Raw genomic sequence first — 13,093 nt, 5'->3', positions numbered from 1 at the left:
TTCTCCTTCGGAAAGACTATTTCGCAGACTGTCGTCGACTATCGATGGTATATGCAGGGGCTATCCGAGGAGTCGGCGGCGCAGCGCCTCGTCCTTGTCGTGGACCATCCGCTCGAGGTCCGCCTGGAAGGCGAGCATGGCGCGCTGCAGCGCGGGATCGCTCGCGGCGAGGATGCGGACGGCGAGGAGCCCGGCGTTGCGGGCGCCGCCGATCGACACCGTCGCGACGGGCACGCCGCCCGGCATTTGCACGATCGACAGCAGCGAATCCATGCCGTCGAGGCGCGCGAGCGGGACCGGGACTCCGATCACGGGCAGCGGAGTCGATGCGGCGACCATGCCCGGCAGGTGCGCAGCGCCGCCGGCGCCGGCGATGATCACCTGCACTCCCCTGTCGGCCGCGGTCTCCGCGTAGTCGAGCATCTTGCGCGGGGTCCGGTGCGCGGAAACGACACCGACCTCGAAGGGCACTTCGAACTCGAGGAGCGCCTGCGCCGCGTCCTCCATGGTCGCCCAGTCCGAATCGCTGCCCATGATGAGACCGACCCGCGGCGCCGGAGACTGGCCCTCACGCGAGACCAGCGACTGCTGGCTCAGCTCGTGGCCGCGCGACGGGGACTCGGGTACGGACCCCTCGCTGCTGTTCCGGGGTTTGGTGTCCTTGCCGTGTTCGGTGTCGTTACCAGGATCCTCGCCGTTCCCCGGCTCCTGGGCTCCGCCTGCGTTCTCCGACATCTCGATCGTCTCCCTTGGTCGCTCGTGCTGTTCTCGATTGTGGATGGCCGGCGTGCCGCTCGGCTGCCGGTCAGTCCCCGCCGCGCCGGAACTGCCCGACGGGCGCGCCCTCGTGCGGGTCCCAGCCGTCTGCCCACTGGGCGGTGGCGAGCCAGTTCGAGGCCAGCTCGGCGACGGCGCGGGTCTCCTCGAAGGTCTCCTGATCTGGCGCGCTGCCGACCACGTTGACGTGTCCCAGTTTGCGACCGGGACGCTCCGACTTGCCGTAGAGATGAACCTTGACGTGCGGGAACCGCGCGCCGAGGTGGTGGACACGCTCGTCCATGCTCATCTCCGGGGTGTATTCGGCGCCGAGGACGTTGGCCATGATCGTGAGCGGGACGACAGGGAGCGTCGAGCCGAGTGGTAGGTCGAGCACCGCGCGCAGGTGTTGCTCGAACTGCGAGGTGATCGCCCCGTCCTGCGTCCAGTGCCCCGAATTGTGCGGCCGCATCGCCAGCTCGTTGACGAGCAGGCCCGTGCTGCCGTCGGCGGCCCGGAACTCGAAGAGTTCTACGGCGAGGACGCCGGTGACCCCGAGCTCGCCTGCGATGGTGAGGGCCAGCGCGTGCGCCTGCGTCCGAAGCTCCTCGGAGAGGTCCTGTGCCGGCGCGATCACCGTGTGGCAGATCCCGCCGCGCTGGATGGTTTCGACGACCGGCCACACCGCGCCCTGCCCGAACGGCGAGCGGGCGACGAGCGCGGAGAGCTCGCGCTCCCAGAACACCCTCTGCTCGATCATCAAAGGAACGCCCTGCTCGAGCTGCTCGGCGGCCACGGCCCGCGCCTCCTCGACGCCCGTGAGCATCCACACGCCCTTGCCGTCGTAGCCGCCGCGTCGCGCCTTGAGCACGGCGGTGTCGCCGTGTGCGGCGACGAAGCGCGCCGCGTCCTCGGGATCGGATACCTCGGCGTAGGGCGGCACCGGCGCGCCGATCGCCGCGAGTCGCTCGCGCATAACCAGCTTGTCCTGCGCGTGCAGCAGGGCGGAGGGCGGCGGCTGCACGTTGACTCCGGACGCCACGAGCTCGGCGAGGAGTTCCTGCGGCACGTGTTCGTGGTCGAAGGTCACGGCGTCGCAGCCGGCGGCGAAGCGTTGCAGATCGCCGAGGTCCTCGAAGGAGCCGAGCACGACGTCCGGGGTCGACTGTGCCGAAGATTCTTCCGAGGACGCCGCGAGGACGCGCAGCGTCTGCCCCAGCGGGAGTGCCGCTTCTTGGGTCATCCGCGCGAGCTGGCCGCCGCCGATCATCCCGACCACCGGCATGCCGAGCGAATTGCGCTCGGCCTGCCCGCCCGCGGGCGGCTGTTGGCCAGCTTCGCCGTGTCCTTGTCCTTGCCCATTCCGGAGAGTCATGTCGCCAAATCCTTCGCCGTGATCCACGCCCACCATTTTCGCACGTTCCGCGGGACCCGGGCAGAGGACCCACCCGGGAGGCGTGCGGGGAACGTGGCGGGGGCAAGGCAAAGGCGCGGCCAGCCATAGCAGGGCGCCGGGAAAGTGCGTAGCGGGGAGCTCGGCAGGCGTATGCCGAGGGCCGGATGTGGACACGGTCGGGAATCCAGAACATCCGCGCCGGCGACCGGGCCGCTCAGCCCCGCACGGGAGCGGCGACGAGCTCGTAGACCACGCTGTGGATGTCGGAAATGCGAGGCAGATCGGAGAACTCGAGGCGCTCGCCCCGCGCTGAGTCGATGATCAGGGTGCCGGTGCCGAACATCCTGTCCGAAACCGTGTGTCTGTAGCGGATCGCGCCGACCCGGGACAGCGGCATTTCGAAGCGGTGGTGGCGCATGACGCCCGAGCGGCCGATGATCCGCTGATCGGTGACCGTGAACACCTGCCCACGCCACCGCAGCCACGGCGCGACGGTCCAGCGGAGCACGACGAGCGCGTAGATCAGCGCGATGATGGCGACGAGCGCGGGCACGGCATCCGTTCCGTCGACCGCCGGAGCCTGGAGCTCGACGAAGCCGCCTGCCGCGCCGGCGATGGCGGCGCCGATGGCCGCGACGAGGGCGGGACGGACGAGGGCGCGGCCGTGCGGCCGCGTCTCTATGAGCAGGTGCTCGACCGGCGCCGCGGCCCTGCCGCGCTGTGCCAGGCGCATCAATTCTCCTCGGCGGCGCCGCTCCGCACGTGGTGGACATCGCCGGCGGCCACGTGAACGGCCTCCCCCGAGGCATCGCGGACGACGAGCTCGCCCGAGCGATCGACCGTCTCCGCGACGCCAAGAAGCTCGCTCCCGTCGGGGAATTCCACGCGGACAGTCTGGCCGATGGTGGAACAGGCCTCCTGGTACTCGCGGTACAGCTCCTCGGAGATCACCGACGAGGAGCCGCGCTCGCACGCCCTCCACTGCTCGTGGCGGACGGAGAGGGCCCGGAGGAGCTCCTTGGCGAGAATAGTCCTGTTCGCCGGCTCGCCCTCCCCCCGCGCGGTCCTTTCGATGTCGACCGACGTCGCCGTGGGCACCGGGAGTTCCTCGGGCCGCAGCGAGACGTTGAGGCCGACGCCCACGACGATCGCGGGCAGGGACATCGAGTAGACGCCCTCGGCCGGCAGCAGAATCATTTCGACGAGGATCCCGGCGAGCTTGCGAGCCTGGGTGACTCCCGCGCCCGCGGCATCCACGAGAACGTCGTTCGGCCATTTGAGGCTCGCGGCGAGTCCCGCATGCTCGGCCAGCGCATCGCGCACGGCGAGACCGGTGACCAGCGGCAGCCAGCCGAACAGATCGGGATGTACGACGCCGGGCCGGATGAGCACCGACAGCGCGATCTGGCTTCCTGCCGGCGCCGTCCACGAACGGCCGAGCCTTCCCCTGCCACGCCACTGGTATTCGGCGAGCAGCGCGGTCTTGTCTCCCGCTCCCGCTCGGGCACGCTCGAGCAACTCGGCGTTGCTCGAGCCGAGTTCGGGGACGACGTCGAGCGCCGAGTAATCGGCCAACGGCCCCTCGACTAGCGCGGAGCGCAGCTCGGACTCGCGGAGGGGCGGCCTGGACAGGTCTTCGAACACGTGGTCCACCCTAGTGTCGCGGGCGACAATGCGGCAGTGGCGAGCAAGACCCCATGGCAAGAAAGTGCCCCCGTATCAAAGGCCGCGGGGCGCGAAACGGAATCCCGGCGGCCATCATTTTTTCTTCCCGGCATGCGCCCAATGGCGACGTTCATCACCACCGTCCGTTATCAAAACGATAGAGTCGGCAACATGACGACAGCCTCACAACCGGTCGGGGGCGGCGACGACGCCCCCATCGACATCCACACCACCGCGGGCAAGCTGGAAGACCTCCGGCGCCGCCTCGCCGAAGCACATGCCCCCATGGGGCAGGGCGCGATAGAGAAGGTCCACGACAAGGGCCAGATGACCGCCCGGGAGCGCATCGAGAATCTCCTCGATCCGGGCTCCTTCATGGAAATGGACGCTCTCGCCAAGCACCGTTCGCAGAACTTCGGCCTCGCCGAGCGCCGCCCCACGGGCGACGGTGTGGTCACAGGCTACGGCACCATCGAGGGCCGCGAGGTCTGCGTGTTCTCGCAGGACGCCTCCGTGTTCGGCGGCGCGCTCGGCGAGGTATACGGCGAGAAGATCGTCAAGGTAATGGACCTCGCACTCAAGACGGGCCGCCCGATGATCGGCATCAATCACGGCGCCGGCGCACGCATCCAGGAGGGCGTCGTCTCCCTGGGCCTCTACGGCGAGATCTTCCACCGCAACGTGCAGTCCTCCGGCGTCATCCCGCAGGTCTCGCTCATCATGGGCCCCTCTGCCGGCGGCCACGTTTACTCCCCCGCGCTCACCGATTTCACCGTCATGGTCGACGGCACCTCGCAGATGTTCGTCACCGGCCCCGATGTCATCAAGACCGTCACCGGCGAGCAGGTCACGCAGGAGGAGCTCGGTGGCGCGTCCACGCATATGAGCAAGTCCGGCGTCAGCCACTACACCGCGAGCGACGAACAGGATGCCCTGGACTTCGTCCGCGACCTGCTCGGCTACCTGCCCTCGAACAACCGCGCCGAGGCGCCGCGTTACGACGCCGATGTGCACGAGGGGCCGATCGAAGACGGCCTCACCGCCGAGGACATAGAGCTGGACACCCTCGTCCCCGACTCCTCGAACAGCCCGTACGACATGCACGAGGTCATCCGCCGGATCCTCGACGAAGACGAGTTCCTCGAGATCCAGGACGGCTACGCGACCAACGTGGTCGTCGGCTTCGGCCGGGTCGAGGGCCGCTCCGTGGGCATCGTCGCCAACCAGCCGACCCAGTTCGCCGGCTGCCTCGACATCAAGGCCGCAGAGAAGGCCGCGCGCTTCGTCCGCACGTGCGATGCCTTCAACATCCCGATCGTCACGCTCGTCGACGTTCCGGGCTTCCTCCCGGGCACCGACCAGGAGTTCAACGGGATCATCCGCCGCGGCGCCAAGCTCCTCTACGCCTACGGCGAGGCCACGGTCGGCAAGATCACGGTCATCACCCGCAAGGCCTACGGCGGGGCGTACGACGTCATGGGATCCAAGCACATGGGCGCCGATGTCAACCTCGCCTGGCCGACCGCGGAGATCGCCGTCATGGGCGCTTCCGGTGCCGTCGGCTTCGTGTACCGCCAGCAGCTCAACGACGCCGCGGCCGCGGGCGAGGACGTGGAGGCCAAGCGCCTCGAGCTCCAGCAGGAGTACGAGGACACGCTGGTCAACCCGTATGTCGCCGCCGAGCGCGGATACATCGACGCGGTGATCCCGCCCTCGCACACCCGCCTCCAGATCGCCCAGGCACTGCGCCTCCTCGACCGCAAAGTCGTGCCCGTGCCGGCGAAGAAGCACGGAAACATCCCGCTATGAGCACCGAGAACAACGCAGCATCGGCAGGCACGCACGCCGTCGAGGCCAGCGCCACACAGCGCTCGTTTTTCGAGATCGTGCGCGGCAATCCCACCCCGGAACAGGTCGGCATCCTGACGGCGCTCTTCGCCACCGCCGAGGGGAACGCGGCCATCGCCGCGCGCAACCCGGTGTCCACCGAGCCCCGCGATTCCTGGGGCAGCGCGCCCAGCAGGGTGCGGGGCGTGTTCTGGAAGTCCACCAACTCGTTCCTCGACGAGAAGTTTCTGTAGGCCGAGGGAGCAGACTCCGCATGTCCACATCGATGTCCGCGGGCTCAGCGGCGCGCGCTCGCACCAACCCGATCCCGCCGGCGTTCGTGCTCGCCTCCGCGTCGCCGTCCCGGCTGCAGATCCTGCGCTCGGGCGGCGTCGAGCCTATCGTCCGGCCCTCCGGGGTCGATGAGGACGAGATCGTCTCACGCCTCCCCGCGGACATGGCGAACACCGACGTCGTCAAGGAGTTGGCGCGCGCGAAAGCCCGCTTCGTCGCAGAGGGGTGGGCCGAGGAGATCGCCAGGGAGAGCGGCGCCGAGCGGATGTACGTCCTCGGCTGCGATTCCATGCTCCTCGTTGGCAACGAGCTCGAGGGCAAGCCGCACACGAAGGAGCGGGCGTGGGAGCGCTGGCAGGCGCTGCGCGGCGAGACGGCGCACCTCGTTACGGGCCACGCGCTCGCCGAGATCGCAATCGACACGCCGGGTCACGGGGCCCGCACCGGCGTCGGCAGGGTGGTCACGGAGTCCTCTGTGACGGCCGTCCATTTCGGCACCCCGGCGGACGCCGACCTGCGGGCATACATCGATACCGAAGAGCCTCTGGAATGCGCGGGAGCGTTTACCCTTGAGGCTCTGGGCGGCTGGTTCATCGACGGGATCGAAGGAGATCCTTCGGGGGTCATCGGGCTCAGCCTTCCCCTCATGCGCCACATGCTCGAGCGCGTCGGGGCGTCGGTATCCGAATTGTGGAGCCCCGACCTCATCGGCCGCGAGCCCGATAGCTAGAACCGAACAACACGACTTTCACCATCAATCACCCGATATTCCCAGGAGACATAACGTGGCAGCCCACGCACTCAAGTCGATCAGCAAGGTGCTCGTAGCGAACCGCGGCGAGATCGCCGTGCGCGTCATCCGCGCCTGCAAGGACGCGGGCATCTCCAGCGTCGCCGTGTACGCGGAGCCGGATGCCGAGGCGCAGTTCGTCAAGCTCGCCGACGAGGCGTTCGCGCTCGGCGGGCAGACCTCCGCCGAGTCGTACCTCGTGATCGACAAGATCATCGACGCCGCGAAGAAGTCCGGCGCCGACGCGATCCACCCGGGCTACGGCTTCCTCTCCGAGAACGCGGAGTTCGCGCAGGCCGTGATCGACGCGGGGATCACCTGGGTCGGCCCGCCGCCCGCGGCGATCCGCGACCTCGGAGACAAGGTCACCGCTCGCCACATCGCCGAGCGCGCCAACGCCCCGATGGCCGCAGGCACGAAGGACCCGGTCTCCGGCGCCGACGAAGTCGTCGCGTTCGCCAAGGAATACGGCGTGCCTGTCGCCATCAAGGCCGCTTTCGGCGGCGGCGGACGCGGCATGAAGGTCGCGCACACCATCGAGGAGATCCCGGACCTGTTCGAGTCCGCGACCCGTGAGGCCGTGGCCGCGTTCGGCCGCGGCGAGTGCTTCGTCGAGCAGTACCTCGACAAGGCCCGACACGTCGAGGCGCAGGTCATCGCCGATCAGCACGGCAACGTGATCGTCGCCGGCACCCGTGACTGCTCGCTGCAGCGCCGCTTCCAGAAGCTCGTCGAGGAGGCCCCGGCGCCGTTCCTCACCGAGTCTCAGCGCAGCCGGATCCACGAGTCCGCGAAGGCGATCTGCCGCGAAGCCGGCTACTACGGCGCCGGCACGGTCGAGTACCTCGTGCAGGGCGACACGGTCTCGTTCCTCGAGGTCAACACGCGGCTCCAGGTCGAGCACCCCGTGACCGAGGAGACCTCGGGCATCGACCTCGTGCTCCAGCAGTTCAAGATCGCCGAGGGCGATGCCCTCGAGTTCACCGAGGACCCGACCCCGCGCGGCCACGCGTTCGAGTTCCGCATCAACGGCGAGGACGCGGGCCGCGGCTTCCTTCCCGCCCCGGGCAAGATCACCGAGTACGTCGAGCCGTCGGGCCCCGGCGTCCGGATGGACTCCGGTGTCGTCGCCGGCGACGAGATCAGCGGCCGGTTCGACTCGATGCTCGCCAAGCTCATCGTGTGGGGCGAGGACCGCGAGGCCGCGCTCGCCCGCGCGCACCGCGCGCTCGAGGAGTACAGGATCGGCGGACTCGCCACGGTGCTCCCCTTCCACCGCCACATCGTCCGTAATCCCGCGTTCGTCGGCGACGGTGAGTCGTTTGACGTCTACACCAAGTGGATCGAGACCGATTGGGAGAACCCGATCGAGCCCTTCGACGGCGGCACGCCTGCAGGTGAGGACGAGAAGGTCGAGCGCAAGAACGTCGTGGTCGAGGTCGACGGCCGCCGCGTCGAGGTCTCCCTCCCCGGTGATCTCGCCTTCGGTGGCGCGCCCGGCGGCAACATCCGCAAGAAGCCCAAGTCCCGCACGCGCAAGGCTTCGGCCGGCGCCTCGGCCTCGGGCGATTCCGTCACCGCGCCGATGCAAGGCACCGTGGTCAAGGTCGCCGTCTCCGAGGGCCAGGAGGTCGCCGCCGGCGATCTGATCGCCGTGCTCGAGGCGATGAAGATGGAGAACCCCGTGACCGCCCACAAGGACGGCAAGGTCGAGTCCATCGCCGTGGAGGCGGGCTCCCCGATCACGCAGGGCTCGCCGATCTGCGAGATCAAGTAACAGCGCGCCGATAGGGCGGCTGCCCACCACAGAACGACGCCGGGGCCGCGCCGATCTTCGCAGATCGGCGCGGCCTCGGCTCTTTTTGCGCACTGCGCAATCGCCGGAGGTTGCGGCGAAAGTCGAGGAGGAACCCATGGAGCCCATCGAAATCAATGCCGGCGGCCACTACCTTCGCGGCCTGCGGGCCGACGAGCGCGTCGACGACACCGTGGCCGCCGCAGCGATCCTCGGCCTCGACGAGGGGGCCGCCCGAGAGAGAATCCGCGAGCTCGACCGCGGCTGGGCCGAGGAGAATGAACTCTCGTGGGCCGTGTGTGAGCAGACGGATCCCACGTGCCTCGCCATCGTCGTCTACGACGTCGCGGGCGACACGGGCGGGAACGCGACCCCCGAGCTCGCCATCACCGCGGCCCCGGGGATCACGGACCCGCGCGCCCGCTTCGCCGGACCACTCGCGGCGATCGGTCGCTTCGTCGACTCGTATCGGGAGAACTGAGGCCCCTGCAGGGTGCCCCGCCCGCTCGGAGGTCTCGCCTACCGCCCGGCCGGGTGGATCGAGGACTCGACCAGTGCGGGCCGGGACTCCGGGGCACTGCGTAGGAGGCTGTCGGCCTCGTTGTCGTCGCCGGAGGACTGCGAGAGCAGCTCGGCGGCGACGCGCTCGCGGTACAGGCTCGCCTCGGATTCGATGCGCTCGGCGTCCCAGCCGAGTTCGTCGCCGAGGATCGACGCCACCTGCTCGGCGCACGAGGCGCCGCGGTGCGCGTACTCCATCGACACCCGTGTGCGCCGCACGAGCACGTCTTCTACGTGGAGCGCGCCCTCGCGCTGCGCCGCGTAGGCGACCTCGGCCCCGAGGTATTCCTCGGCACCTTCGAGCGGTGCGGCGAGCTCGGGGCGATCTGCGGCGAGACGAACGATCTCGGTGGCCAGAGATCCGTAGCGATCGAGTAGGTGGCGCACGGTGTGCTCACCGACGCCCCACTGCTCGGCGAGCCGAGGGATCCGGTTCTCCAGCGCGCGATACCCGTCGGCACCGAGAAGAGGGAGCTCCGCCGTCAGAGACCGGGGGACGCCATCCGCGCGTTCGGTGGGCACGAACTCGGTGATCGCATCGACGGCGTCTTCGGCCATGACCCGATACGTGGTGTATTTGCCGCCCGCGACGACGACCATGCCGGGGGCCACGGGCAGCACCGCGTGCTCCCGGGACAGCTTCGTGGTCGAGTCGGCGGAACCGGAGAGCAGAGGTCGCAGGCCCGCGTAGACGCCCTGGATGTCGTCGCGCGTAATGGGATCGGCGAGAACGGCATTGACATGGCCGAGGATGTACTCGATGTCCGAGCTCGTCGCGGCCGGGTGAGCGAGATCGAGGTTCCAGTCGGTGTCCGTCGTGCCGATGATCCAGTGCCCGCCCCACGGGATGACGAAGAGCACCGAGCGCTCCGTGCGCAAGATGAGCGCCGCGGAGGAGTCGATCTTCTCGCGCGGCACGACGATGTGGACGCCCTTCGAGGCGCGCACGCGCATGCCGGAATCGGCGCCGGCGAGGCTCTGCAGCTGGTCCGTCCACACGCCCGTGGCGTTGATGATCGAGTGCGCCTTCGCCTCGGTCTCCGCGCCGGTCTCGGTGTCGCGGAGGCGCACCCCGCGCACCCGCTCCCCCTCGCGGACAAAGCCCACTACTTCTGTCGAGTTGCGGATGGTCGCGCCGTGCGCCGCCGCGGTCCGGGCGAGGGTGAGGGTGTGGCGGGCGTCGTCTACCAGCGTGTCCCAGTACCGGATTCCGCCGACCAGCGCACCGTCCTTGAGGCCGGGCGCGACGCGCTTGGCCCCCGCCTTGGTGTAATGCTTCTGCGCCGGCACGCTCTTGGCCCCGCCCATGACGTCGTACAGCACGAATCCCGCGGCCATGTAGGGGCGCTCCCAGATCCGGTGTGTCAACGGGAACAGGAATTCCAGCGGCTTGACCAAGTGCGGGGCGAGGCGGGACATGCTCAGCTCGCGCTCGTGGAGGGCCTCGGCGACGAGCCCGAAATCGAGCTGCTCGAGGTAACGCAGGCCGCCGTGGAACATCTTCGACGAGCGCGAGGACGTCCCCGCCGCGAAGTCCCGCGCCTCGACGAGCGCGACTCGTAGCCCGCGGCTCGCCGCGTCGAGCGCGGCGCCCGCGCCGACGACACCGCCGCCGATGACCAGCACGTCGAACTGCTCGTCGCCCAGGCGTTCCCACGAGCGCTCCCGCGCCTCGGGCGAGAGGTCGGGGTCGTCGATGCGCGGCGGACGCTCCCCCAGGCCCGTGGCGGCTGTGCTCTCAGTTGTCGCGGATGTCGCAGTGGTTGCGGTGGACGACATGGAACCTATTTCCCCTTTGACGACGGACGTGCCGGGCTGCTGCCGCGGGCCACCCTCGCGGCCCGCGAAGCCCGCATCACGCCCCACGATACGACCGCCGCGCCGGGCCGCGCGGGTTTCCGGCGCGGACGCGCCGAATGCGGTCGCCCGCTTCGCGCCCGCCGTCTACTGTTGTGCGCGTGAGCTCCTCGTCATATGTCCTCGCCCTCGATCAGGGGACCACCTCAAGCCGCGCCATCATCTTCGACCAGCGGGGGCGGATCGTCCCAGGCTCCCAGGCCCAGCTCGAGCACCGCCAGGTCTTTCCGCGCGCCGGCTGGGTGGAGCACGACGCCATGGAGATCTGGCGCAACGTGCGCACGGTCATGGCCGAGGCGCTCACGCAGTCCGATCTCACCCCCGGCGAGATCTCCTCGATCGGGATCACCAACCAGCGCGAGACCACTGTGGTGTGGGACCGCCGCACCGGGGAGCCCGTATACAACGCGATCGTGTGGCAAGACGTGCGGACCGGGCCGATCTGCACGGAGCTCGAGTCCCGCATCAACGGCGGCGAGGAGCGGGTCCGCGAGATCACGGGGCTCCCCGTCTCCACGTATTTCGCCGGGCCCAAGGTCCGCTGGATCCTCGACAACGTGCCGGGCGTGCGCGAGCGCGCCGAAGCCGGGGAGCTCGCCTTCGGGACCATCGACTCGTGGCTCGTCTACCGGCTCACGGCGCTGCCGAGCTCGGAGGGCGGCACGCGGGATTCGAGCGTCGGCAAGGGCAACGCCGAGCACCTCTGCGACGTCACCAACGCCTCCCGCACGCTTCTCATGGACATCGAGACCCTCGACTGGTCCGAGGATATGATTCGCGCCCTCGACATCCCTCGCTCTCTGCTGCCGCGGATCGTCCCCTCCTCCGGGCACCTCGCGACCGTCGCGCCGGGGCGGATCTTCGCCGGAGCCCCCATCGGCGGGATCCTCGGCGACCAACAGGCCGCGATGTTCGGGCAGACGTGCTTCGACGCCGGAGAAGCGAAGAACACCTACGGGACCGGCAATTTCCTCCTCCTGTCCACCGGCACCGCGCGGGAGAGGTCCGCACACGGGCTCATCACCACCGTTGCGTACAAGATCGGCGACGATGCGCCCCGCTACGCCCTCGAGGGATCGATCGCCGTCACCGGCTCGCTCGTGCAGTGGCTGCGCGACAACCTGGGGATCATTTCCTCCTCGGCCGAGATCGAGACGCTCGCGGAGACAGTCGACGACAACGGGGACTGCTACCTCGTTCCGGCGTTCTCCGGGCTGCTCGCCCCGCGCTGGCGCGCCGATGCCCGCGGCGCGCTGGTCGGGCTTACCCGCTTCCACACCAAGGGCCACATCGCGCGCGCGGCGCTCGAGGCCACGGCGTACCAGTGCCGCGAGGTCGTCGAGGCGATGAGCGCGGACTCCGGGCATCGCGCCGTCGAGATGCGTGTCGACGGCGGCATGGTGGTGAACAACCTGCTCATGCAGTTCCAGGCCGATATCTGCGATATCGAGGTGGTGCGGCCCGAGATCACCGAGACCACGGCGCTCGGGGCGGCATACGCCGCGGGGCTCGCCTCGGGCGTATGGGGCTCGACGGATGAACTCCGCGAGCTGTGGGCCGAGGACACGCGGTGGACGCCGTCGCTCGGGGCAGAGCGGCGCGAGGAGCTGTGGGGGCGCTGGAACGCCGCCGTCGAGCGGACGTTCGGCTGGGCCGAGTAGATGGATATCCAACTGGGCCGACAGGACTTTGACGGGGCCGGATAGGGGTTCAGCCCTTGCCGCCCTGCTAGTCCAGGTCGTCGTGGCGCATGAGGTGCCGCGCCGCCTCAGTGACCGAGCCGGACATCGACGGGTACACCGAGAACGAGGCCGCGATATCGGACACGGTGAGCTGGTTCCGCACGGCCACCGAAATGGGCAGGATCAGCTCCGACGCGGTCGGCGCGACGACCACTCCACCGATGACCACGCCTGAGGCCGGCCGGCAGAACAGCTTGACGAATCCGCGGCGCACCGAACGCATCTTCGCGCGCGGATTGCCCGCGAGCGGAAACACCTCGACGCGCGCCGGGATCTCGCCCGATTCGATCTGCGCGTGTGAGATGCCCACCGTGGCGATCTCCGGCCTGGTAAACACGGCGGAAGCCACCGTGCGCAGCTTGATCGGACTGACCCCCTCGCCGAGCGCGTGGTACATCGCGACGCGCCCC

The 13,093-nt window shown here is 69.4% G+C and carries 11 protein-coding genes and 1 pseudogene; 6 read left to right on the top strand and 6 right to left on the bottom strand.

Annotated elements, in window-relative coordinates:
- Positions 1–60 precede the first annotated feature (60 nt).
- From purE to V7E05_RS07180, 4 genes are all read right to left on the bottom strand, one after another.
- Entirely contained in the window at positions 61–582 is a 522-nt protein-coding gene (purE, locus tag V7E05_RS07195; protein ID WP_333619002.1) for a 5-(carboxyamino)imidazole ribonucleotide mutase, read from the bottom strand.
- A gap of 223 nt (positions 583–805) precedes the next feature.
- Entirely contained in the window at positions 806–2,131 is a 1,326-nt protein-coding gene (locus tag V7E05_RS07190; RefSeq protein WP_333618987.1) for a 5-(carboxyamino)imidazole ribonucleotide synthase, read from the bottom strand.
- A gap of 235 nt (positions 2,132–2,366) precedes the next feature.
- Positions 2,367–2,885 carry a PH domain-containing protein gene (locus tag V7E05_RS07185; RefSeq protein WP_333618986.1) on the bottom strand — a complete coding sequence of 173 codons (519 nt, stop codon included), beginning with the start codon at positions 2,883–2,885 and terminating at the stop codon, positions 2,367–2,369.
- Positions 2,885–3,796, bottom strand: coding sequence for a biotin--[acetyl-CoA-carboxylase] ligase (locus V7E05_RS07180; protein ID WP_333618985.1), 912 nt, complete (start codon positions 3,794–3,796; stop codon positions 2,885–2,887). The genes V7E05_RS07185 and V7E05_RS07180 overlap by 1 nt, the downstream gene beginning before the upstream one ends.
- A gap of 192 nt (positions 3,797–3,988) precedes the next feature.
- Between V7E05_RS07180 and V7E05_RS07175 the strand changes: the two genes are divergently transcribed.
- From V7E05_RS07175 to V7E05_RS07155, 5 genes are all read left to right on the top strand, one after another.
- The gene (locus V7E05_RS07175; protein ID WP_333618984.1) at positions 3,989–5,626 is read left to right on the top strand and encodes an acyl-CoA carboxylase subunit beta; all 1,638 of its coding nucleotides are present in this window, start codon (positions 3,989–3,991) and stop codon (positions 5,624–5,626) included.
- Complete coding sequence (locus tag V7E05_RS07170; RefSeq protein ID WP_333618983.1) at positions 5,623–5,898, top strand: acyl-CoA carboxylase subunit epsilon; 276 nt, start codon at positions 5,623–5,625, stop codon at positions 5,896–5,898. The genes V7E05_RS07175 and V7E05_RS07170 overlap by 4 nt, the downstream gene beginning before the upstream one ends.
- Positions 5,899–5,918: 20 nt before the next feature.
- Positions 5,919–6,668, top strand: coding sequence for a Maf family protein (locus V7E05_RS07165; protein ID WP_333618982.1), 750 nt, complete (start codon positions 5,919–5,921; stop codon positions 6,666–6,668).
- 55 nt (positions 6,669–6,723) lie between these two features.
- On the top strand, positions 6,724–8,505 hold the full coding sequence (locus V7E05_RS07160; RefSeq protein WP_333618981.1) for an acetyl/propionyl/methylcrotonyl-CoA carboxylase subunit alpha: 1,782 nt from the start codon (positions 6,724–6,726) through the stop codon (positions 8,503–8,505).
- 136 nt (positions 8,506–8,641) lie between these two features.
- Positions 8,642–9,004: a hypothetical protein gene (locus V7E05_RS07155; RefSeq protein WP_333618980.1), complete on the top strand. Its 363-nt coding sequence runs from the start codon at positions 8,642–8,644 to the stop codon at positions 9,002–9,004.
- A gap of 38 nt (positions 9,005–9,042) precedes the next feature.
- On the opposite strand, the gene V7E05_RS07150 is transcribed toward V7E05_RS07155, so the two are convergent.
- Positions 9,043–10,863, bottom strand: coding sequence for a glycerol-3-phosphate dehydrogenase/oxidase (locus tag V7E05_RS07150; protein WP_333618979.1), 1,821 nt, complete (start codon positions 10,861–10,863; stop codon positions 9,043–9,045).
- Positions 10,864–11,042: 179 nt separating this feature from the next.
- Between V7E05_RS07150 and glpK the strand changes: the two genes are divergently transcribed.
- The gene (gene glpK / locus V7E05_RS07145) at positions 11,043–12,602 is read left to right on the top strand and encodes a glycerol kinase GlpK (RefSeq protein WP_442891629.1); all 1,560 of its coding nucleotides are present in this window, start codon (positions 11,043–11,045) and stop codon (positions 12,600–12,602) included.
- 67 nt (positions 12,603–12,669) lie between these two features.
- Here the strand turns inward: glpK and V7E05_RS07140 are convergent.
- A pseudogene (locus V7E05_RS07140) lies at positions 12,670–13,093 on the bottom strand (NAD(P)H-quinone dehydrogenase); the annotation flags it as partial.

It is taken from the genome of Dietzia sp., assembly GCF_036741115.1.
Classification (GTDB): domain Bacteria; phylum Actinomycetota; class Actinomycetes; order Mycobacteriales; family Mycobacteriaceae; genus Dietzia.
This window is presented reverse-complemented; position numbering and strand designations above follow the sequence as displayed.

Excerpts from the sequence above, each read along its gene's own strand:
- V7E05_RS07190 (WP_333618987.1), bottom strand. The coding sequence starts at position 2,131 with ATGACTCTCCGGAATGGGCAAGGACAAGGACACGGCGAAGCTGGCCAA.
- V7E05_RS07185 (WP_333618986.1), bottom strand. The coding sequence starts at position 2,885 with ATGCGCCTGGCACAGCGCGGCAGGGCCGCGGCGCCGGTCGAGCACCTG.
- V7E05_RS07175 (WP_333618984.1), top strand. The coding sequence starts at position 3,989 with ATGACGACAGCCTCACAACCGGTCGGGGGCGGCGACGACGCCCCCATC.
- V7E05_RS07170 (WP_333618983.1), top strand. The coding sequence starts at position 5,623 with ATGAGCACCGAGAACAACGCAGCATCGGCAGGCACGCACGCCGTCGAG.
- V7E05_RS07165 (WP_333618982.1), top strand. The coding sequence starts at position 5,919 with ATGTCCACATCGATGTCCGCGGGCTCAGCGGCGCGCGCTCGCACCAAC.
- V7E05_RS07155 (WP_333618980.1), top strand. The coding sequence starts at position 8,642 with ATGGAGCCCATCGAAATCAATGCCGGCGGCCACTACCTTCGCGGCCTG.
- V7E05_RS07150 (WP_333618979.1), bottom strand. The coding sequence starts at position 10,863 with ATGTCGTCCACCGCAACCACTGCGACATCCGCGACAACTGAGAGCACA.